General features: G+C 65.6%; 17 protein-coding genes. 14 read left to right on the top strand and 3 right to left on the bottom strand.

Annotation, left to right across the window (positions count from 1 at the left end; all coding sequences use genetic code 11):
- Window positions 1–35: 35 nt before the first annotated feature.
- The 7 genes from ACK28C_RS00855 to ACK28C_RS00825 all read left to right on the top strand — a co-directional run bounded on the left by ACK28C_RS00855 (window position 36) and on the right by ACK28C_RS00825 (window position 5963).
- Window positions 36–1277 carry an ABC transporter permease gene (locus ACK28C_RS00855; protein WP_243440552.1) on the top strand — a complete coding sequence of 414 codons (1242 nt, stop codon included), beginning with the start codon at window positions 36–38 and terminating at the stop codon, window positions 1275–1277.
- A 1-nt stretch (window position 1278) separates the two neighbouring features.
- Window positions 1279–1995, top strand: a complete 717-nt coding sequence (locus ACK28C_RS00850; protein WP_243440553.1) for an ABC transporter ATP-binding protein — start codon at window positions 1279–1281, stop codon at window positions 1993–1995.
- 65 nt (window positions 1996–2060) lie between these two features.
- A complete protein-coding gene (locus ACK28C_RS00845; RefSeq protein ID WP_015555960.1) occupies window positions 2061–2474 on the top strand; it encodes an FMN-binding protein in 414 nt (137 codons plus the stop codon).
- A complete protein-coding gene (locus ACK28C_RS00840) occupies window positions 2471–2878 on the top strand; it encodes a DUF4418 family protein (RefSeq protein WP_015555961.1) in 408 nt (135 codons plus the stop codon). The genes ACK28C_RS00845 and ACK28C_RS00840 overlap by 4 nt, the downstream gene beginning before the upstream one ends.
- Window position 2879: 1 nt before the next feature.
- Window positions 2880–4100 carry an ABC transporter permease gene (locus tag ACK28C_RS00835; RefSeq protein ID WP_243440554.1) on the top strand — a complete coding sequence of 407 codons (1221 nt, stop codon included), beginning with the start codon at window positions 2880–2882 and terminating at the stop codon, window positions 4098–4100.
- 2 nt (window positions 4101–4102) lie between these two features.
- Window positions 4103–4786, top strand: coding sequence for an ABC transporter ATP-binding protein (locus ACK28C_RS00830; RefSeq protein WP_015555962.1), 684 nt, complete (start codon window positions 4103–4105; stop codon window positions 4784–4786).
- A 94-nt stretch (window positions 4787–4880) separates the two neighbouring features.
- Window positions 4881–5963, top strand: coding sequence for a Xaa-Pro peptidase family protein (locus ACK28C_RS00825; RefSeq protein WP_015555963.1), 1083 nt, complete (start codon window positions 4881–4883; stop codon window positions 5961–5963).
- Window positions 5964–6108: 145 nt separating this feature from the next.
- Here ACK28C_RS00825 and ACK28C_RS00820 read toward each other — a convergent pair whose 3' ends face one another.
- Window positions 6109–7527, bottom strand: a complete 1419-nt coding sequence (locus ACK28C_RS00820) for a YfcC family protein (protein ID WP_208872547.1) — start codon at window positions 7525–7527, stop codon at window positions 6109–6111.
- A gap of 41 nt (window positions 7528–7568) precedes the next feature.
- On the bottom strand, window positions 7569–8753 hold the full coding sequence (locus ACK28C_RS00815; protein WP_208872548.1) for a M20 family metallopeptidase: 1185 nt from the start codon (window positions 8751–8753) through the stop codon (window positions 7569–7571).
- Window positions 8754–9151: 398 nt separating this feature from the next.
- Here ACK28C_RS00815 and ACK28C_RS00810 point away from each other — a divergent pair, with 398 nt between their 5' ends.
- The 5 genes from ACK28C_RS00810 (at window position 9152) to ACK28C_RS00790 (ending at window position 16071) form a co-directional block, all read left to right on the top strand.
- The gene (locus ACK28C_RS00810; RefSeq protein WP_015555964.1) at window positions 9152–10489 is read left to right on the top strand and encodes a CCA tRNA nucleotidyltransferase; all 1338 of its coding nucleotides are present in this window, start codon (window positions 9152–9154) and stop codon (window positions 10487–10489) included.
- Window positions 10473–11843: a tRNA uridine-5-carboxymethylaminomethyl(34) synthesis GTPase MnmE gene (gene mnmE, locus ACK28C_RS00805; RefSeq protein ID WP_015555965.1), complete on the top strand. Its 1371-nt coding sequence runs from the start codon at window positions 10473–10475 to the stop codon at window positions 11841–11843. Before ACK28C_RS00810 ends, mnmE begins: the two co-directional genes overlap by 17 nt.
- Window positions 11844–12230: 387 nt before the next feature.
- Window positions 12231–13799 (top strand): histidine ammonia-lyase, encoded by a 1569-nt coding sequence (hutH, locus tag ACK28C_RS00800; RefSeq protein WP_015555966.1) that lies wholly within the window; start codon window positions 12231–12233, stop codon window positions 13797–13799.
- 6 nt (window positions 13800–13805) lie between these two features.
- Complete coding sequence (locus ACK28C_RS00795; RefSeq protein WP_208872550.1) at window positions 13806–14636, top strand: hypothetical protein; 831 nt, start codon at window positions 13806–13808, stop codon at window positions 14634–14636.
- 127 nt (window positions 14637–14763) lie between these two features.
- Window positions 14764–16071 (top strand): Na+/H+ antiporter family protein, encoded by a 1308-nt coding sequence (locus ACK28C_RS00790; protein ID WP_208872551.1) that lies wholly within the window; start codon window positions 14764–14766, stop codon window positions 16069–16071.
- A gap of 79 nt (window positions 16072–16150) precedes the next feature.
- Here ACK28C_RS00790 and citC read toward each other — a convergent pair whose 3' ends face one another.
- Entirely contained in the window at window positions 16151–17146 is a 996-nt protein-coding gene (gene citC, locus ACK28C_RS00785) for a [citrate (pro-3S)-lyase] ligase (protein WP_015555967.1), read from the bottom strand.
- 245 nt (window positions 17147–17391) lie between these two features.
- Here citC and ACK28C_RS00780 point away from each other — a divergent pair, with 245 nt between their 5' ends.
- The gene (locus ACK28C_RS00780; RefSeq protein ID WP_243440555.1) at window positions 17392–18348 is read left to right on the top strand and encodes a hypothetical protein; all 957 of its coding nucleotides are present in this window, start codon (window positions 17392–17394) and stop codon (window positions 18346–18348) included.
- Window positions 18349–18582: 234 nt separating this feature from the next.
- Entirely contained in the window at window positions 18583–21270 is a 2688-nt protein-coding gene (locus ACK28C_RS00775; protein WP_015555968.1) for an ATP-binding protein, read from the top strand.
- Window positions 21271–21274 lie beyond the last annotated feature (4 nt).

The raw sequence follows: 21274 nt of genomic DNA, 5'->3' as shown, positions 1-21274 counted from the left end.
GAGCGGCTTTTCCGCGAAGTCTACGGAGGTTCTTCATGGAAAACAGCGAAAATATGCATAGCGGCGTGCGGCACGGCAGCCGCCGACGAATGTACCTGCGGATGGTGACGAGCTCCCTGGTCCGCCGCGCCTCTCGGCTCATCATCGCGGTGCTGGCGATCGCCATCGGCGCCACGATCCTTTCGGGGCTTGTGACGATCTACTACGACATCCCCCGTCAGCTGGGACGGGAGTTCCGATCCTACGGGGCGAACCTCATCATCCTGCCGAAGGGCGACGCCCGAATCACGCGCGAGGAGCTGGTCAAGGTTCGGGACGTCCTGGGGTCGGACCGCATCGTGGGGATGGCACCCTACCGCTATCAGACGGTGAAGATCAACGAGCAGCCCTACATCATCGCCGGGACGGACCTGCCCGAGGCGAAGAAGAACAGCCCCTTCTGGTACGTCGAGGGGCAGTGGGCCTCTGCGGAGGAGCCGGACCGCGTGATGGTGGGACGTGAGATCGCGGACACCCTGAACCTGAGCCTGGGCGACGCCTTCACCGTTCAGGGCGTGAAGTACGGGCACCAGGCCGTGGCGTCGGGCCAGAACCTGACCGCGGAGGAGAACCAGAAGCGGGACCTGGCCAGCCAGAACTTCAGCCGGCGCTTTTCGGTGTGCGGCATCGTCACTACAGGCGGTGCGGAGGAGGGCTTCATCTTCGCGGACGTCGACATGCTGGATGAGCTGGTGGGCGACGCCTTCCGATGCGACGTCGTGGAGTGCAGTGTGGTGGCCGACGCGACGCAGCTGGCGTCCCTCTCCGCGAAACTGGAGGCGGAGGTCCCCGGCGCGCTGCCCCGGGCCGTCCGCCGCCTGACGCAGTCGCAGGACATCGTGCTGGGCAAGCTGCAGGCGCTGGTCCTGCTGGTGACCGTCGTGGTGCTCATCATCACCATGATCTCCGTCTACACGACGATGACCGCCATGGTGGCGGAGCGCTACCGCGAGATCGCGCTGAAGAAGGCGCTGGGCGCGGAGAACGGCCTCGTGATGGGAGAGCTCCTGGGCGAGGGCGTGTTCCTGGGCTTCATCGGCGGGGCGCTTGGCGTATGGCTGGGGTTCGAGTTCGCCCAGCGCGTCAGCCTGAACGTCTTTGGCAGGGCCATCAACTTCCAGTGGTCCCTCATCCCCATCACCATCGCAGTCTTTATTGCCGTCACGGTGCTGGCCTCGATTCTGCCGGTCCGCAGGGTGATGGACATCCATCCGGCCATCGTGCTGAGGGGGGAATAACGTGTCGCAAGCGATTTTGGAGTTGAAGAACGTCTCGAAGATCTACGGAACGCTGCGGGCCCTGTCCGACATCAACCTGTCCGTGAACAGGGGCGACTGGCTGTCCATCATGGGCCCTTCCGGCAGCGGTAAGACCACGATGATCAACATCATCGGGTGCATGGACACGCCGTCGGAGGGCAGCGTCGTCCTGGACGGGGTGGACATCAGCCGCGAGAACGCCGCGAGCCTGACGCGGATCCGGCGGGACAAGATCGGCCTGATCTTCCAGCAGTTTCACCTCATCAGCTACCTCACCGCCGTCGAGAACGTCATGCTGGCTCAGTACTACCACAGCATGCCCGACGAGGAGGAGGCCATGGAGGCGCTGGCCAAGGTGGGGCTTGCGGAGCGGGCCCGGCACCTTCCAAGCCAGCTGTCGGGCGGAGAGCAGCAGCGCGTCTGCATCGCCCGCGCCCTCATCAACTCCCCCATGATCCTGCTGGGCGACGAGCCCACGGGCAACCTGGACGAGGAGAACGAGGGCATCGTGGTGGACATCTTCCGCAGGCTCCACGAGGAGGGGGTCACCATCATCGTGGTGACGCACGACCCGGAGGTGGGGGATGTGGCACAGCGCAAGATCGTGCTGGAGTACGGCAAAATCGTGGACGACGTGGACCAGAGCGGCACCTTCGGGCAGGCGCTCGAGCTGAAGGTCGTCCGGTCGGATCGCTGAGCGTCCGCTTTTGGTGATTGGTACAGTTTAATCTATGGGGAATGTTTGAAAGGAAGGATAAGACGATGAAGAAACACACGTTGTTGCTTGTCGGGGCAGCGGCCCTGATGGTCGCCGGGACCGCAGGGTTCATGAACCTGCGGCCGGTTGGATATCGGGACGGCGTCTACAGCGGAAGCGCCTCCGGAGCCTTCGGAGAGACGAAGGTCACGCTGACGATCGCAGACGGCAGGATCGCGAAATGCGATATGGAGGCCCTGGACGACGACGGAAACGTCAAGGACGCCCACTACGGCGAGGGGAGCTCTGAGGCGAACTTCCGCATGGCCCAGACGGCCCTTCAGGGCATCGGAGAGTACCCGAAAAAGTTGATCGAGTCCCAGAACGTCGACGGGATCGATGCCGTGTCAGGCGCCACGGTGTCGCTTCTGGACTTTCGGAACGCGGTGAAGCAGGCCCTCGAGGAGGCACGGAGATGACTCGACGTCTTGCGGTCTTTGAAGCGTTCCTGGGCGTCCTGTTGGCTCTGACGCCCTTCGTCCTCTGGCCGGTCTGTTCCATGCCCAAGCCGGACGGCGGACACATGCTCTGCTGGTACAGCGGCATCCTGATCACGGCCATTGGAGTGTTGGTCGTTCTGTTCTCCATTCTGGCCTGGTGGAAGAGCTGGAGCTTTCTCCTGGCGGCGGCAGCGGCTCTCCTGGCCTGGCTGGCCCCTAACGACATCATCCACATTGCCGGAACGGGCTGGGCCGTGGGGCTCTGCGGAATGGCGAACCACGCCTGCCGCGCCGTGACCATGCCCGTCGTGGGCTGGATCGTCCTGGCGATCGTCCTCATCGGGATTGCGGGCCTCGTTTCGGGCTTCGTGGGGAAACGCTGAGGTGCAGTATGGTACGTTGACCCGATCGCTCTCCACGCTGGGCATCGCGCGGAGGAACGTCCGCCGCAGGCCTGGCCGCAGCGCCTGCCTCATCGCGGCAGTGCTCCTGCTCTCCTTCTTCCTCTGCGCCGGCTCCGCCCTCTTCATGGGCCTTTCATCCGGAGCGGAGAGCATGGCAAACCGTCTGGGCGCGGACGTCATGGTGGTACCGGAGGGGTACGACCCCCACGTGGACAGCATCCTGCTGTCGGGTGAGCCATCGAGCTTCTACCTGCCGGGAGATGTCCTGGAGCTCCTGGGGGGCGTGGAGGGGATCGCCCGCATGTCCCCACAGGTCTTTCTGGCGACGCTCAGGGCTTCCTGCTGCTCCTACCCTCTGCAGTTGATTGGCGTGGACTTCGACACGGACTTCATCATCAAGCCATGGCTGGACGGGGAGCTTCGGCGCGCTCTGACGGACGGAGAGGCTGTCGTGGGCTGCCGCGTCGTCGGAGAGACGGGAGAGACGCTCAAGTTCTTCGGGAAGGAGCTCCGCATCGCCGGTCGGCTCCACCAGACGGGCATGGGCTTTGACGCGGCGGTCTTCGTGACCCGTCCCACCATCGTGGCGCTGGCCCGCGAGGCGGAGCGCATCTTCAAGCACCCCCTCACCAGCGACGACAGCCTGATCTCCGCCGTGATGATCAAACTCGAGTCGGGACACGATTCCGTGGCCACGGCTCAGGAGATCAACCGGCGCTTCAACGGCAGGGGCATCTACGCCCTCTTCAGCAAGAAATTCGTGAACAGCATCGGGGCGAACCTCGCTGCGGTGTCCTGGGTTCTGAAGGGTGTCGGGGCGCTGGTGTGGTTGCTTGCCGCGTGCGTTATCGCGCTGCTCTTTGCCGTGACTCTGGCGGAGCGGAGGCGGGAGATGGGCGTGCTTCGCGCGCTGGGAGCAAGCCGCGGCAAGCTGGTGTGCCTCGTTCTGGGAGAGGCACTGCTGGAGAGCCTCTGGGGCGCGTCCCTTGGGGTGCTGCTGGCGATCGCGGCCCTGGCGACCCTGGCCTCCGGGCTGGCCTCGGCCCTTCGTATGCCCTTTTTGCTGCCGTCCCCCCTGGTGTTGTCGCTTTTAGCGACGGGCTCGTTAGCAACGGCGGTGCTGACGGGCCTCCTTTCGGCGCTCTCGGCGGCCCTGAGGGCGGGGCGGACCGACATCAGCGCCGCGATGAGGGAGGCGTGACCATGGCTCCGGTGCTTCGCTTGAACGACCTCTGTCGGGAGTACCGCCGGGGGGGCCGGCGCTTCCTGGCGGTGGACCACGTGAGCCTGGACGTTGAGGCTGGTAGCTGCGTCAGCATTATCGGACGCTCTGGAAGCGGCAAATCCACGCTCCTGAACCTGGCGGCGGGGATGCTCTCACCGACTGCCGGCTCCGTCGAGCTGCTGGGGCAGAACCTGGCGGACTTGGAGGACGCCCGGCTCTCGCGCCTGCGCTGCGACGCGATTGGCTTCATTCCACAGGGACCGTCCGCGCTGCCGGGCCTGACGGTGCTGGAGAACGTGCTCCTGCCCTTCGTTCTGTGGCCCCACGGAGGCGACGGGGAAGGGGCCGCGCGCCTCCTGCTCTCGCGCTTCGGGATCGAGGGGCTAGCGGACGCCTACCCGGAGGACCTTTCGGGGGGCGAGCTGCGCCGGGCCCTCATCGCCCGCGCCCTCGTCAACCGGCCCTCCATCGTGATCGCGGACGAGCCCACCTCGGACCTGGACGCGGTTTCCCGCCGCGGCGTGATGGAGTGCCTTGCGGCGCTGCAGGACGACGGGACCACGCTCCTCGTCGTGTCGCACGACTTGGACACCCTTGACTTCGCCGACCGGGTGTACACCATGGTCGACGGACGCTTGACGGAGGGGAACGGGCTGTCGTAACCTGGGACGCACGCTTTCCGTATTATAATGAGAGAGCAGGGCCCGCGCCGTCGAGGCGGGGCCCTGCCTTGAATGTGAAGGAGGAGCGTTGACGATGAACGGAGATCGCGTGAAGCGGGTGCTGTGCGGGATGCGGGAGCTTGGGGTGACGGATTTTCTTCTGATGGATCCCCTGTCCATCCTCTACCTGACGGGGCAGGACGTTCGCCCCATGGAGCGGTTCTTCGCGCTCTGCCTGCGCGGGGGTGGCCGTCCCATCCTCTTCGCAAACCGGCTGTTCGGGCTGAAGGAGGACCCGGACCTGGAGGTCGTCCTCCACTCGGACGGGGACCCGGTGATGGCTCTCGTGACGGAGCGCCTCCACCGCGGGAACGTTGGAAAGCTGGGCGTCGACAAGGGGATGCCGGCGCGCTTCCTGCTGTCGCTCCTGGAGCGCTGGGCGCCGGAGGACCTGATCGTCGCCTCGCCGGCCGTGGACCTGGCCCGGGGCGTGAAGGACGCGGAGGAGCGGGAGAGGATGGCCGCCTCCTCCCGCGTCAACGATCAAGCCATGGGGCGCTTCAAAGGCCTCGTTCACGAGGGTGTCACGGAGGCGGAGGTCGCCCGCCAGCTCCTGGACATCTACCTCGAGCTGGGGGCGGAGGGCTTCTCCTTCAGCCCCCTGGTGGCCTTCGGCGCCAACGCGGCGGACCCGCACCACGCGCCGGACGGAACGATCCTCAAGGAAGGGGACTGCGTCCTGTTCGACGTGGGCTGCCGAAAGGACGGCTACTGCTCGGACATGACGCGGACGTTCTTCTGGCGCTCGGCGTCGGAGCACCATCGTCAGGTCTACGAGACGGTGCGGCGGGCTCAGGAAACGGCGGAGGCCGGCGTGAGGCCGGGGGTGAGGCTCTGCGACATCGACGCCCTGGCGCGGGACGTCATCACGGCGGCGGGGTATGGGCCGAACTTCACTCACCGCCTCGGACACTTCATTGGGCTTGAAACGCACGAGTACGGCGACGTGTCGCCGGCGGACTGCCGCATGACGGAGCCGGGAATGATCTTCTCCATCGAGCCGGGCATCTACCTGAAGGACGACATTGGCGTGCGGATCGAGGACCTGGTCCTGGTGACGGAGGAGGGCTGCGAGAGGCTGAACCGCTACAGCAAGGAGCTCGAGGTGCTTCGGTAACTTCCAAAGGCCGTCTGACGGAGGACGCGAGAGCGGCCCTGGATATTTCCAGGACTGCTCTCGCGCGAAGTCAGTCTGCCGCGTCGGGAAAGAGCGCCTAAGGCGTCGCCGGGGATCAGTCTTTTCATCGCGTCCCCTCCCAGGCTTAAAAGGGCCCCAGGTGGATCGCCTGAGCGACGGCCACCAGGATGCAGCCCAGCGCCACCCACCAGCAGAACACGCGCCAGCTGTACTTCATCCAGCGCTCGAAGGGCATGTTGACGATGCCCAGAACCGCCATCAGCGCCGAACTCGTGGGGATCACCCAGTTGCAGAAGCCGTCGCCGAAGTTGAAGGCCAGGATGGCCGTCTGGCGCGTCATCCCGATGAGGTCCGCCAGGGGCAGCATGATGGGCATCACCGCGGCGGCCTGGCCCGACCCCGACGGGATGACCGTGTTGATCAGGAGGTTGGCGATGAACATGGCCGGCCCCTGAAGGACCGCCGGAACCCTCTTCAGCCCCTCGCCCAGGCCGTAGACGATGGTGTCCAGCACGCGGCCATCCGTGAGGATGCTTGAGATGGCCCGGGCCGAGGCGACCAGGAAGAACACCATGACCATGGTCTTCGCGCCCTCGACGAAGGTCTTGGCGATGGCGGAGGGGCTCATCCGGGCGAAGGCCCCCGCAGCGATGGCAAGGCCGATGAATGTGGCGGAGAGCTCCTGGTACTGCCACTTCCACCGGATGCTGCCCCAGACCATGAGCGCCATGGAGGCGACGGTGGCCAGGCAGACCAGCCACTTGCCAGGGTCCATGGGACCGTAGGCCCGGATGGCGTCGGGGTCCCTCAGGCTCTCCTCGCGGTCCAGGTCGTACATGGGGGAGGCGGTCGGGTCCCTGGATATCTTCACGGCGTAGCGCCAGATCAGGAAGCCCGTAAGGATCGTGTAGAGGACGAAGCAGAGCGCGCGGAACTCGATGCCGGAGAAGGGCGGCAGGCCGGCCAGCTCCTGGGCGATGAGCGTCGTGCTGGGCTGCAGCATGCCCGTGGCGAAGCCGCAGGCCGTGCCTCCCGTCATGATGGCGACGGCGGTGATCGAGTCCAGCCCCAGTGCCAGACAGATCATCACGAGCACGGGGGCGAAGGCCACGAACTCCACCAGGCCGCGCGTCAGCATGATGAGGCAGAACAGGACGAACATGCCCAGGACGAACAGGGTCTTGCGTCCGCGGTACTTCAGGGCCAGCTCCCCGATGGAGGAGTGCATGGCGCCCGACTGGATCACGATGGCGAAGGCCGCGCCGGAGCACAGGAGCATGAAGAGCAGGTCCGCGGCGCTCCTGGCTCCCTTCGCGATGTGCAGCGGGATGAGGAGGAAGTTCACCGGAGCGTTCTGGACCCAGTGGAACGAGCCGCCGTCCACCACGGACCTCCCCGATTCCAGCTTGACGCGGCTGAACTCTCCCGCGGGGATGACCCACGTCATGAGGCAGGCCAGGCACACGACGGCAAAGATGATCACGAGCGTGTTCATCGCTTTCCTGGGCTTTACGGCGATAGCGGCGTTTTTTTCCTCGGACACGACAAAGACCTCCTTAACGATGGAAAACGGTATCTGCGGGCCTACGCCTCGGCATCGAGGGCCGCCTTGTTGGACCGGAACTCCTCCTGAATCTCGTCCAGCAGGCCGGGAGTGACGATCAGGTCCTCCGCCGTGCCCGCCAGGATCTTGGCCCCGAAGACGACGGCGTCGTGGGCGCTTTCCGTCTTGCCTGCGTCGAGGTAGGCCTGGGAGTGGGAGGCCGTGCCCTCCGGCACGAAGGCGACGCGGATGCAGGAGCCGGGCATGACCTGCATGACGTTCCCCAGGTCCGTGGAGCCCGTCTTCTGCCGGGGGGGACGGATGACCGGCGCCCCCACCGCGCGGGCGTTTTCCAGGATCACTTCGTTGAGCTTCAGCGCGGGGATCTTGTTGTCGATGCTCTTGCCCTCGTCGAGCTCGAGCTCCGTCTCCGTCATCATGGCCGCGCCCTGCAACACCTTTTTGAAGCGCTCGATGACGGCCCTCAGCACCGCGCGGTTGTAGGAGCGGACGTAGAACTGCGCCCTCGTGAGGGCCGGCACCGTGTTGGCTCCCGTTCCGCCGCCGTCCGTTAGGTTGTAGTGCATGCGGACGTCCTCCTTCACGTGCTCCCGCAGGAACTCCACCCCCTGAAAGGCCAGGATCATGGCGTCCAGCGAGCTGCGTCCTTCCTCGGGCCGGATGGCCGCGTGAGCCGCCCGGCCGTGGTACGTCACCGTGAAGCTGGTCAGGGCCATGGACTTGACGTCCGTCGTCGTCTCGCCGCTGCCGTGCATCATCAGGGCGACGTCGATGTCGTTGAAGCAGTCCCCGTGCTTCAGCATGAGGACCTTTCCGCTCACCGTCTCCTCCGCCGGCGTCCCGTAGACGACGACGCTGAAGGGCGCCTCGATGCCCCCATCCTTCAGGGCCGCGGCCGCCCCCAGGATGCAGGGGCCCTGCATCTGGTGTCCGCAGGCGTGTCCCTGGGCCGGCAGCGCGTCGTACTCGCAGAGTAGCCCGATGCGAGGGCCACCCTCCCCCTGGCGCCAGACGGCGCGAAACGCCGTCTCAAGCCCCCCCACGCCGCGCTCCACGGCAAAGCCCCGCCCCTCAAGCCATGCGGTGAGCAGTCGGGACGCATGCCGCTCCGTCAGGCCAACCTCCGGATGATCGTAGATGTCGTCGGACATCCGGGAGAGTTCCGGCCTGAGGGAGTCGATGAGGCGGTTCATCCGTTCCTTCAAAATGATCGTTCCTCCTGTCGTGTCCGGTTTGCTTGACCGCGTTAAAAAAATGCACGTAAAAAATGATAGCATAAATCGAGAAGCGTGGAAAGGCGCTTCGATTCCCCCAAATCCACGGGTTGCGACGTCTCTATTCGGAAATCGAGCCCGCCGTTGTGCAGGTAAGCTGACGCCGTCCTTTCACCCGTCCGGTGCGTCGGAAAACGCGAAAAACCTCCCCCTGCTGCGCGTTAAAAATTTTGCCTTCGGATTTGGGAGTTCCATCCACGCCGCCGGAAATTTCTGCCATTAAATTCAATATAAGTGGTATTCTTCTGGATATATGGACGCTTTTGGGTTAAACTTATATCGTAGGATAAAACGGTTCTAAATAACAAAGGGAGTAGGAGGGGGAGTCCATGACCGGCGGCACACTTCCTGGGTGCGGTTTTCTGGAGGTGGTGGAGATGAGACATCTGCGCGTTCTCAAGACGGTGGAGAGGACCGGCGTGAGGGCCTGGCTGGTCGGAGATTCCGCTCGCATGATCGAGATGGGCATCGAGCCGGAGGTCATGACGCTGGCCGTGGACGCGAAGGACCTGAGCTCCCTGAGCGACAGGCTGGATGGTGCGACGGTTGACGCCAGGGGCACGTTCCCCGTCCTCCGGGGTTCGGTCCTGGGCGCGCCCTTTCGGGCTTACAGCCTCCAAGGCGACACGATCGCGGACGACCTGGCGCGCAGGGACCTGAGCATCGAGGCCATCGCCCTGCGCAGCGACGGCGGGGTGGTGGACCCCTTCGGCGGGCGCCGCGACATCCGAAACCGCGTCATCCGCCTGACGGGCGACGACGTGGAGCTGATCGACAGGGACCCGCTGCGCATCGTGCGCATCCTGCGCTTTGCGGCGGAGCTGGGGATGGACGTCTTCTGGCGGACCGACATGGACGTGCGCGAGTTCCTGAGGTGCCACGCGGAGCGCATGAACGCCATCCCCGCCGAGCGCTGGGGGCGGGAGATCATCAGCGGCATGAAGGAGCGCCCCTGGCGCTTCATCAGCCTCTGCGACCACTACGGCCTCCTGCCCGTCTTCCTGAAGGACCTGGAGGACCTGAAGTCCGTTCCGGACGGGCGCGGGAGGACGTTCTTCAGCCACGTCATGGCGACCCTGTCCGTCATCGAGAGGCGCCTGCCGACCCACAAGATCATGCAGGACGAGGCCTTTATCCTGGCGGGGCTCTTCAGCCGAATCGGCACCAGGTCGCTGAACGCCGGGGACGAGGGGGAGCGGAGGCGTAACAAGGCCCTGACCTCCTCCTTCCTGAGCCAGTGGAACATCCCGGCGGAGACGATTCGCGCCGCGCAGGCCATCATCGACGGCTACCGCAGGTTCTACGAGCTTCGGACAGAGGAGGACCTGTGCGGGGCCGTGCTGGAGCACGGGGCCGACGCGATGGCGGCGGGGCTTGACTTCGCGGGCTGCATCGCGCGGGCGGAGGGCCTGCCGCACCTGGAGACGCTCTCCGAAAACCGATGGCGTCTGGCCCAGGTGCTGCGCCGCTTCAAGGCCGTGGCGCTTCAAACGGGGGGCGCCTCGCGCTTCCTCGGAGGGGACGAGGTGATGAGCCTCCTTCGGTTGGCTCCAGGACGGATTATCGGTGCTCTTCTGGACGGGCTTGACGTGGCCGTCGGCACGGGGCGGGTGACGAACCGCGCCCAGGCCGAGGAGTGGATCGTCAGCCATGCACGCTCCGTCTGACACGGTCGCTGCGATATCGACGGCGTGGGGCGAGGCGGGCATCGCCGTCGTGCGGGTGTCCGGCTCCTGTGCCGTGCCGCTGGCCCGGTCGATCCTGCGCTTCGGGCCGAAGGGCTTTCCCCCGCCCCGGACGATGCGCCTGGCCGCCCTCCTGGACGGAGCGGACAACGCCATCGATCAGGTTCTGGCGGTACACTTCCCAGGGCCTCACAGCTTCACGGGCGAGGACGTGGTGGAGGTCCACACCCACGGAGGAACGCTGGTGGCTCAGCTGTGTCTTGAGGGACTGCTGCGGCGGGGGGCCCGCATGGCGGAGCCGGGGGAGTTCACCCGCCGGGCCTTCCTGAACGGACGCATGGACCTGTCCCAGGCGGAGAGCGTGCTCGGCATCATCCGTTCCCGCAGCGAGGAGGCCCTGCGGGCCGCGGCGCGGACCCTGTCGGGGGAGTTCTCCGAGTTCGTGCGCCAGATCCGCGACGAGCTCCTGACCCTTCAGGGGGACCTCGAGGTGGGGCTGGACTTTCCGGAGGACGCGGCGCCGGCTGTGGACCCGATCGGCCTGTACGACGCGCTGGAGACGCTTCGCATCACCCTGCGGGACCTGGAGGATCGCTGCTCCCTGGGGCTCCTGCTGCGGGAGGGCATCCGCGTGGTCATCTCCGGCCGTCCCAACGTGGGCAAATCGTCCCTCCTGAACGCCCTGCTGAAGCAGTCCCGCGCCATCGTGACGGCCGTGCCGGGCACGACGCGGGACATCATCGAGGAGACCGTCACCTATCGGGGCATCCCCATCCGTCTGGTGGACACGGCGGGGTTGCGCGTCCCCTCCGACGAGGTCGAGGCCAGCGGCATCGAGCGGGCGCGGGCGGCCCTGAAGCAGGCGGACATCTGCCTGTGGCTCTTGGACGGCTCCGCCCCCCTGGAGGACGCGGATCGGGATTACATCCGCAGCCTGGGGACGCGGGAGTCGATCATCGTCCTGAACAAGGCGGACAAGGCCCTCGCGGTGACGGAGGACGACCTTCGGGCCATCGTCCCGGAGGGGAGGACGCTTGCCATTTCCGCCAAGACGGGGGAGGGCCTGGACGCCCTCAAGGAGGCCATCGCCGCCATCGCTACGGCGGGTGGCGCGCTGGACGTGGGGCTGAACGTCACGGCGCGGCAGCTGTCGGAGCTTCGCGCCTGCGCGGAGGCCATCGCGGAGGCCCAGAGGGTCCTGGAGGCCGACATGGGACAGGACGTGACGGCGGCCCTTCTGGGCACGGCCAGAAAGGCCCTGGAGCGCACGCTGGGCATCGCAGCGGACGACGACCTCCTGGACTCCATCTTCAGCCGCTTCTGCGTCGGCAAGTAGGGCAGGCAGCGGGAGCGAACCTAAGAGAACGAGGCGGCGGGCCTTGACCCGCCGCCTTTTCGTCTGCCACCTTTACATTTTCTTCGAGCCATAGTAAACTATAATTAAACAAATAAATGCCACTATTTTAAATTTACTGATCTGAAAAAATACTAGTTTAACAGGGTGCAGTAAAGAGGCGCCGCACCCGTCCGGACCGCCCTCGGCTGCATCGAGTTTCCTGAGGTTTTTCAGCCCCGTTCGTCCCGGCCCCCTGGAGCAGCCTGTGCCGGTGGATAATTTGAGGAAACACTGAAATTGAGTCGTTGAGAACTGTCAATCGTAAGGCTCCCCGAGGTGGGGGGCATAACCCCATGTTAATTTTAAAAGCAAAGTGAGGTTAGGCCGATGATCATGAACCCTTCTGCAGTGAAGCGCGTTGTGATGGATGGAAAGAGCCTCTCCCTTGAGGGCTTCGTTGCCGTTGCACGGTTTGGCGCCTCCGTGGAGCTGGCCGGGTCCGCCCTCCGCGCCATGGAGCGGTCCCGGTCGCTGGCGGAGAAGATCGCGGGGGAGAAGCGCGCGGCCTACGGCATCACCACGGGCTTCGGAGACTTCCAGAAGGTGGCGGTGCCGGAGGAGATGTCGAACCAGCTCTCCACGAACCTGATCCTGAGCCACTGCACGGGCACGGGGGACCCCTACGCCGCCGAGGTGGTGCGCGGCATGATGCTCCTGCGGGCCAACGCCCTGTGCGGAGGGGTCTCCGGAGTGCGGCCCGTCCTGGTGCAGATGCTCGTCGAGATGTTGAACCGGGGGGTGACGCCCGTCGTCCCCCAGAAGGGCTCCCTTGGCTCTTCCGGCGACCTGGCGCCGCTGGCCCACATGACGCTGCCCCTCCTGGGGCGCGGACGGGCGCTGTATCGGGGCGTGGAGATGAGCGGAGCGGAGGCGATGGAGAAGGCGGATATCCCCACGTTGAGCACGCTGGCCTGCAAGGAGGGCCTGGGCATGACGAACGGCACCTGCGCCATGACGTCGGTCGGGGCCCTGGCCCTCTACGACACGATCTGCGCGGCCCAGTTGGCGGACGTCATCGCCTCCCTGTCCTTCGAGGGGCTGACCGCCCTGAAGGACGCCTTTGACCCGCGCGTCCACCAGGTCCGCGGCCAGAGGGGGCAAATCCGGGTGGCCGCCAACATGCGCCGCCTGATGGAGGGGTCCGAGATCCTGGACCGCTGCCAGGGGGATCGGGTGCAGGACGCCTACGCCCTGCGCTGCGTGCCCCAGTACCACGGCGCGGTGCGCGACGCGCTGGACTACGTGCTGGACAAGGTGGAGATCGAGCTGAACGCTGTCACGGACAACCCCCTGCTGTTCCTGGAGGACGAGGCCGTCATTTCGGGGGGCAACTTCCACGGCGAGCCCATGGCCATCCCCTTCGACACCCTGGGCATCGCCTGCTCCGAGCTCGCCAACATCTCTGAACGGCGCACGGAGCGCATGGTCAACGCGGCGCTCTCGAACGGTCTCACCCCGTTCCTGACGACGAAGGCTGGCGTGAACTCCGGCTTCATGATCGTCCAGTACGCCGCGGCCTCCATGGTGTCGGAGAACAAGGTGCTGGCGCACCCGGCCTCCGTGGACTCCATCCCCTCCTCCGCAAATCAGGAGGACATCGTTTCCATGGGAACCACCGCCGCGCGCAAGGCGGGCTGGATCGTGCAGAACACCCTCTCCGTGCTGGCGGACGAGCTCTTGACGGCCTGCCAGGCCATCGACGTCCGCCGTCGCCTCGACACCCACGGCCAGGGGATCACGCCGCTGCACGAGGCGCTCTTGAAGCACGTGCGCGAGCGGGTGGCCTTCTACGAGGTGGACCGGGAGATCTGGCCCGACATCGTGGAGGTCGAGAAGATGGTCCGCAGCGGCGAGCTTCTGGAGATCGTGAGAGCGCACGTCCCCGACCTGGAGTAGGCCGTCGTGAGCCTCGTGAGGCTGAAGGTCGTCCGCGCGGACCCGGCGGGCAACGTCACGCTCTTCGTGCTGACGCCCGTCGACCGCGCGCTGCGCGCCGACGCCGCGGGAAAGCTGATCGCCGCCCTGCCGGAGATGAAGGTCGAGCAGGTGGGCTTCGCCTCCGCACCCCTCATGGGTGGCGCTGCCCGGCTTGAGATGGCCGGGGGCGAGTTCTGCGGCAACGCGGCCCGCGCCTGGGGCATGTGGACCGCACGGGAAGCGGGACGCGTCCCCCCGCCTGAGAGGGTGCGGATTGAGGTCAGCGGCTGCGGCCACCCCATCGCGGTGGACGTGGACTGGGCGAAAGGCACGGCGCGGACGGAGATGCCCCTGCCCCTTGCGGTCCGCCCCGTCCCAGAGTTCGGGGGGACGCTGGTCCACTTGGGCGGCATCGCTCACCTTGTGGTTCGTGATACGGCTCCGAGCCGCGGGTTCTTCCACCGCGCGGAGCCGGTCTTTAAGGGGATGGCCGGGCTTGAGGCCTATGGCGTCGTCTTCCTGAACCGCCTCGACGCGGCGGCGGGGGAGGAGCGGCTGACGCCTCTCGTCAAGGTCCCCTCCGTGGGGACGCTGTTCCAGGAGGGCAGCTGCGGGTCCGGCAGCCTGGCCGCGGCGGTGGCGGAGAGCGCGGAGGTCCGGGACGGCGAATTCCGCAGGCGGTACGTCCAGCCCGCCGGGGCCCTGATCGCCTCGGTCGTCCGGCGGTCTGGGGAGGTGCGGAGCGCCTTTATCGAGGGGCCGGTCTCCCTGGACGAGCCCATCGAGGTCGAACTTGACCTGCACGCGGCGGGGTGATACGGTGATGTTATAATTTTCGAGAGGGGCGGAAGCGGCCGGCGGACGGGCCGCCCCCCAGGCCGAGGCGCATTGTGAGCCATATCTTTGACCTTGCGGACTTTATCAGACAAAAGGAGGGGTTAGATTGTCTATCCTGACCAACCCGGTAACGGTTTCCGTCATCGTGCTGTGCGTGCTGTGCCTTTTCAAGCTCAATATCCTGGCGGCCATGCTGGTGGCCTGCTACGCCGGCGCCCTGGTGGGCGGCATCCCGTTCCGCGACGTGATGGGCATCATCACGGAGGGGTTCAGCAGCAACGCCGAGACGGCCCTGGCCTACCTGCTGCTGGGCACCTTCGCCACAGCCATCGCCACCACGGGCCTTGCGGACATCATGGGCAAGAAGATGTCCCGCGTGATGGGGAACCGGCGGGCGGTGCTGCTGCTGATCCTGGCGGGCGTCAGCTGCCTGTCCCAGAACCTCATCCCCATCCACATCGCCTTCATCCCCATCATGATCCCGCCGATGCTGGCCATGTTCAACCGCATGAAGCTGGACCGCCGCGGCGCGGCCTGCTCCCTGGCCTTCGGGCTCAAGGCGCCCTACATCGCCATTCCCTTCGGCTTCGGCACGATCTTCCACGGCATCATCGCGAAGAACATGAGCGAGAACGGCATGCCCATCGAGACGGCCGTGGTCTGGCACTACACGTGGCACCTCGGCGTGGCGATGTTCATCGGCCTGCTGATCGCCATCTTCATCTCCTACGCCGCTCCCCGCGAGTACAAGGCGCTGGACGTGGACACGTCGGCCACGGACGCCATCGCCGAGGAACTGAAGCCGGCGCACTGGATCACCGTCCTGGCCATCTTCGTCGTGGTTGCGGTACAGCTCTGGAGCGACTCTCTGCCCCTCTCCGCCCTGAGCGGACTCGTGGTGATGTTCGCCCTGGGAGCCGTCCCATGGAGCAGGATCGACGACCAGTTTGCGGGCGGCATCAAGATCATGGGCATGATCGCCTTCGTGATGCTGATCGCGGGCGGCTATGCCGGCGTCATGAAGCAGACGGGCGGCGTCGACGAGCTGGTTCACGCGGCGGCCAACGCCATGAGCGGCAACAAGGTCATGGCTGCGACGATGATCACCCTCATCGGCCTCCTGGTGACGATGGGCATCGGCACCTCCTTCGGCACGATCCCCGTGCTGGCGGTGCTCTACGTCCCGCTCTGCAAGCACATGGGCTTCTCCACTCCGGCGACCTGCCTCCTGATCGCGGCGGCGGCGGCCCTCGGCGACGCGGGCTCCCCGGCCTCCGACACGACCCTCGGCCCCACGGCGGGCCTGAACGCGGACGGCCAGCACGACCACATCTGGGACACCTGTGTCCCCACGTTCCTGCACTTCAACATTCCGCTGATGGTCGCTGCGATCATCCTGTCGCAGTACCTGTAGCGCGGCGACGTGGGCTTCCGGGCCTGACCCTCGGCCGGCGGGGCGGAAACACCGCCCCGCCCCTTTTTTTGTCTCTGGGTCAGCCTGCCCGCCGCTCCTGGAGGTATCGATACGTGCTGTCCGGCGTCATGGCCCGAACGGTGTCCCAGTCCCCGGCGGCCAACGCGGCCCGCACCCGCGACGCGCTGACGGCCTCCCCGTTTACGGAGGCCCGCTCCACCACCACGACCTGGATGCCGCGCTTCGGCAGCTGCTCGAGGAGCGCCTCGTTGTAGCGCGCCGTGGACGGGCTGAAGGGCTCCGTCCCCACGTAACGCCTCGCGACGCCGAGGGCAGGGGCCACGAGATCGCAGAAGACGGCTGCGTCCAGCGTGCCCTGCGCCGAGGCCAGCGACTCCTGCCGCGTGAAGTAGGCGGGGAAGGTGCGCGCGGAGATGACGTACTCGCCCCCCGACAGAACCTCGACGTTGGTCAGGTCCGCCGTGCCCTCGCGCATCAGCCGGAATCGGACGTCGAAGGGGAACTCCGACCGGTCCTCGCGCACGGCCAGCACCCACACCCAGGGGTTCTCCGAGGCGGCCCGCTCCACGAGGCGCCGATGGCCCAGCGTGAAGGGGTTGGCGTTCATCACGACGCAGGCGCGGGGTGTGGGCCTGCCCTCCGCCTGACGCCGAAGGCCCTCCGAGTAGGCCGAGGCGCTGCCGCTTCCAGCCTCCAGAAGGACGGCGTAGGGCCGTGCGTCCGCCACCCGGCGAAATCCGAGGCCGGCGAAAAAACGCTCCATGTCGGGCTTGGTGATCACCTGCCAATAGGTGATGCCGCGCTGGACGGCCCTCTGGATCAGGGCCGTGATGAGCGTGGCGGAGAGCCCTTCCCCGCGGTGCGCCGCATCGACGGCGACCCCCTGCAGCAGGTTCCCCTTCAGGAAGCCGCACCCCACGAGGTGCCCGTCTTCGTAGAGCCCCACGCCCTCGTCCGCCCCCTCTGGTAGCGTGAGGTCGTTTGCCTTCAGGAGCGCCGCCAGAGCCGCGTCCCTCTCCGGCCGATAGATCGTGTCCACGCTGACCTCTCCCATGACGACCACCTCCCGAATAACACGAATTCCGCCGCGGCGCAGGGGCGCCGGCCCTGTAAGTCCGTTCCGAAAATCTGCGCTTTTCATTCTATTTTCCTGGATTTACGCCCTAAATGCAACGGCAGGAAGTGAGAGAAGGTGTTATAAGCGACCGACCCGGCTCACTGCGTTCGGCGCCTACCCTTGCAGGGGGCTTGTTTGCTATAATGAGGCCAGGAGCCGAAGGGATGGGGGAGGGATGCGGATTGCTGGTCAACACGCCCTACGACGACGTGTTCCGAACGCTGCTGAACGATTGTTCGAGCCTGATCATACCGCTAGTGAACGAAATCTTTCACGAGTCGTACTCCGGGGACGAGGCAGTGGAGTTCTACCCTAACGAGCACTTTATCAACGGTCAGGACGGTACGGAGCGAGAGCGCGTCACGGACTCGTGCTTCGGGATACGGGGCAGGTCGCTGAAGAAGTACCACATCGAGTGCCAGAGCACGTCGGACGACACGATGCTGGTCCGGATGTTCGAGTACGACGCGCAGATTGCGCTGGATGCGGGCGAGGTGAGCGAGGGAGTGCTGACGGTGCGCTTTCCTGCGTCGGCGATCCTGTACCTTCGTTGTCGCGCGAGTACGCCGGACGTGCTGACGGTGCGCATCGAACTGCCAGGCGGTGGTTCTGCGGCCTACGATATCCCTGCGATGAAGGCCCAGCGGTACACGCCGGAGGACATCTTCTCCAGGGGGCTGTTGTTTCTCATTCCCTTCCACATTTTTGCGCACGAGAGACGGTTTGCGAAGTACGAGAGGGACGAGGGATTGCTGCGGGAGCTTCTGTCCGAGTACGAGGGGATACGGGAACGGCTTGAGGGGCTGGCGGAGAGCGGGAAGTTGACGGAGTACGTGAAGCGGACGCTTGAGGAGATGTCCGGTAAGGTGTTGGAGCACATTGCCCGTCGACACGAAAAGGTGAGGGAAGGAGTGAAGTCCATCATGGGAGGCCGGGTGTTGGAGTACGAGGCGAAGACGATCCTGAGGGAGGGCATCGCTCTGGGACGCAATGAGGGTATTGCTCTGGGACGAGATGAGGGCATCGCCGCCACGGCGCGACGGATGCTGGATCGGGGCGTTTCGCCCGAACAGGTTGCCGACTTCACCGGTCTGTCCCCTGACGAGGTTGCGGCGCTGAGGGCCGGAACCGGAAACTGAATGCACCACTTCAAAAGCAACCCCTCCGCCGCCTTCGGCGGCGCCTCCCCTTCCAGGGGAGGCAAAAAGAAGAGGCGCGTTGTTAGGCCCCCGGTTTATTAGGCCCCCCTGCAAGGGGAGGTGCGAAACCTCTTGACAATGTGAATGAAGATGGGGTATGTTAAGAAAAATTCGGCTCGTGAGGGACCGGGACCTCTTTCTCGATGGTGGTCTCCGGGAGGGAGAGGTGTGCGAATGGATTCGTCGATCTCCTCGGTAAAGATTGGAACGCGCGGCGAGGAGTACGCCGCGATGCATATTCTGGAGGTGACGTCCATACCGGACGTCGCCAGTGTCCTGTCCGAAAGACAAAGCGCGGACGAGAGCGACGTCATCGCCGCGTACAGGGACGGCATGGCCGTTATGCTTTCGGAGGCACACCAGAGGTGGAAGGCATGGGGCTCCGGGAGCCGTGATGTCTCGGTCGAGTTGATGTGGCTGACGCGGTCGGTCGCCAACCAGCCGTATGCGGCCTCCATTCGTCTGTTTCTTGTTTCGCGCGCCCTGGCCGTGGATCGAGCGGCTGCGGAGGACGCGGTCCGGTCGATAGCCCGGGACTGTTCCACGACACTGGACCTCCAACGCTACGAATACCGCCCCCTGCCGCACGGCGAATTTGCGACGAGCCTTTCGGAGCTTCAGACCGACGCGATACGGCTGCTGGTGAGGGAGGGCAGGATACGGAACCTTCAGAACGCCATCCTCCCCTGGTGCTTTTCCTTCGACGTGATACGAAAGAGTGGTCAGGACCTGGCAAGGATCGCCAACGAGCTGGCCAGTCATCCTGGCTGCGCGTTCTCGGTGCAGCTGATGCCGGTGTCGTACTCCCCCCAGGAGGCCGCCGTCGTCGACTCGCTCTCCCAGAACCTGGAGACGCTCCAGAGGGGCGTCATGACCCAGGGGGTCGGCAGCGTCGGATTCACCCTGGCGGAGCGCCCCGCGGAGGTCTACAAGTACTACTCCGAGAACAAGGACAGGGCCCTGTTCCGGTACAACATCGCGGTCCTCGCTCCGGAACGGGCGGCGGAACAAATCATGCAGAGGCTGTTCGGGCAGTTGAACGCCGGACGGGATGGGGCCGTGGCCGTAAAGAACGTCTCCATCCCCGTGGCCGACGTCGGTTTTCCCTGGAACGACCATCCCCTGCCCTGGGCGATCAACCAGCGGCTGCACGAACTGACACAGCCGGCGGACGCGGCCGTCGGACAGGGTGGCGACCTCCTCCGGGTCTGCGGGCAGCTGCCCGGCATCATCACCGCCGAAGAGGCCGCGGAGCTCTTCCGTCTTCCCATCGGGAGCCGGACCGTCGCCGCGGGGCTGACGGTCAACGAGTCGGGCGGGAGAAAAAAGACCTACGCCGAGAACGTGGTGGACGGCGCCGACATCGAGGTGGGGCAGCTCAAATCCTCATCCGGCGGCAACACGATCGGGTTTTCCGTAGACGACCTGACGAAGCACGCGCTCATCGCCGGGACTCCCGGATCGGGGAAGACGACCTTTGCGGTCGGCCTGCTGGACAGGCTGTGGAAGCGATACAACATCCCCTTTCTCGTCATCGAGCCCGCGAAGAACGAATACCGGGCCCTGGTGCGGAGCATTCCCGACCTTCAGGTCTTCACGCCCGGCAAAGATTTCATCTCTCCCTTCATCTTCAACCCATTCCTGCCCCCGAAGAACGTCAGACTTGGGGCCTACAAATCGACCTTGAAGACCGCTTTCGCGGCGGCCGTCTCCATGTCCTCGCCGCTCGACAAGATATTCGAGGAGGCGGTCAACAACTGCTATTCGGAGTTCCGATGGCTCGACTCCTACACGTCCGCCAACAAGGGGCGCGTGTTCAACATTGCGGACTTCATCCGCTGCTTTCGGGAGACGTTCGAGGCGATCGGCTATGTCGGCGAGGCCCTGAACATCGGCCGGGCGGGGACGGTGCGGCTCGGCAGCCTGTCGAACCTCTTCGACCATTATCACTCCATCCCCATCGAGGACCTTCTGTCCAGGCCGACGGTCATCGAGTTGGCCGCGATAGAGAACAACGACCAGAAGGCGCTGCTGATTGCGCTGCTGCTGCTGTCCATCCTGGCCTATGTGAACGCCAACTACGTCGGGGAGGGCCGCTTGAAGAACGTCATCCTGCTGGAGGAGGCCCACGTCCTTCTGGGAGGCGGGACGAACGCCGTACAGGGAGAGGCGGACCCGGGCGCGATCGCCCAGGAGTTGATCAAGAGGATGCTCGCGGAGATCCGCGCCTATGGGGTCGGCATGGTGATCGCGGACCAGTCGCCGCGGAAGGTGACCGCGGACGTCGTGGCCCTCACCGACATCAAGGTGGCCTTCAGGATCGTCGAGGCGGGCGACAGGCAGATCGTGAGCGACAGCACGAACATGGACGCGGCACAGACGGAGCGTCTGGGCAGGTTGAGGCCAGGGGAGGCCTTTCTGTTCTTCGGCCGGCTCGACGTGCCGGAGGAGGTGCGTATCCCGGATTATCGCCTCGAGCAGGAGATCGGCGTCACGCTGTCGGACGAGGCCATCCGTGAGCGCTCCACGTATTGGAGGACCCGGCAGCGGGACCTGAGGCCCTACCCCGAGTGCGGGTTCGTGCGGTACTGCGCCGAGACGTGTCGGCCCGACCTCAGGGAGCTGGCGCGGGAGGCGGCGAAACGGATCTTCGCCAAGAACTTCAAGGGGGACACCAGAGACTTTGAGGTCCTGAGGTCCGTGTTCGGGAGCATTTCACAGCGCGTCAGGGCGGAGCTGAACGACGAGCCGTTCTCCGCGGAACTGCTGGCCTGCACGAAGTGCCATCTCTGGAGACGAATCCGGTACGGGACGCGGATCGACGTCAGCGATGCGCTGATCCGCAACTCGCTGCAAAAGTAGGAGG

The sequence above is a fragment of the Fretibacterium fastidiosum genome (assembly GCF_964642095.1).
Lineage (GTDB): Bacteria > Synergistota > Synergistia > Synergistales > Aminobacteriaceae > Fretibacterium > Fretibacterium fastidiosum.
Note: the sequence above shows the minus strand (reverse complement) of the source record. Positions and strands in the feature narration are given on the sequence as shown.

Excerpts from the sequence above, each read along its gene's own strand:
- citC (WP_015555967.1), bottom strand. The coding sequence starts at position 17,146 with ATGGGAGAGGTCAGCGTGGACACGATCTATCGGCCGGAGAGGGACGCG.
- hutH (WP_015555966.1), top strand. The coding sequence starts at position 12,231 with ATGATCATGAACCCTTCTGCAGTGAAGCGCGTTGTGATGGATGGAAAG.
- ACK28C_RS00810 (WP_015555964.1), top strand. The coding sequence starts at position 9,152 with ATGACCGGCGGCACACTTCCTGGGTGCGGTTTTCTGGAGGTGGTGGAG.
- ACK28C_RS00840 (WP_015555961.1), top strand. The coding sequence starts at position 2,471 with ATGACTCGACGTCTTGCGGTCTTTGAAGCGTTCCTGGGCGTCCTGTTG.
- ACK28C_RS00825 (WP_015555963.1), top strand. The coding sequence starts at position 4,881 with ATGAACGGAGATCGCGTGAAGCGGGTGCTGTGCGGGATGCGGGAGCTT.
- ACK28C_RS00855 (WP_243440552.1), top strand. The coding sequence starts at position 36 with ATGGAAAACAGCGAAAATATGCATAGCGGCGTGCGGCACGGCAGCCGC.
- ACK28C_RS00830 (WP_015555962.1), top strand. The coding sequence starts at position 4,103 with ATGGCTCCGGTGCTTCGCTTGAACGACCTCTGTCGGGAGTACCGCCGG.
- mnmE (WP_015555965.1), top strand. The coding sequence starts at position 10,473 with ATGCACGCTCCGTCTGACACGGTCGCTGCGATATCGACGGCGTGGGGC.
- ACK28C_RS00775 (WP_015555968.1), top strand. The coding sequence starts at position 18,583 with ATGGATTCGTCGATCTCCTCGGTAAAGATTGGAACGCGCGGCGAGGAG.
- ACK28C_RS00845 (WP_015555960.1), top strand. The coding sequence starts at position 2,061 with ATGAAGAAACACACGTTGTTGCTTGTCGGGGCAGCGGCCCTGATGGTC.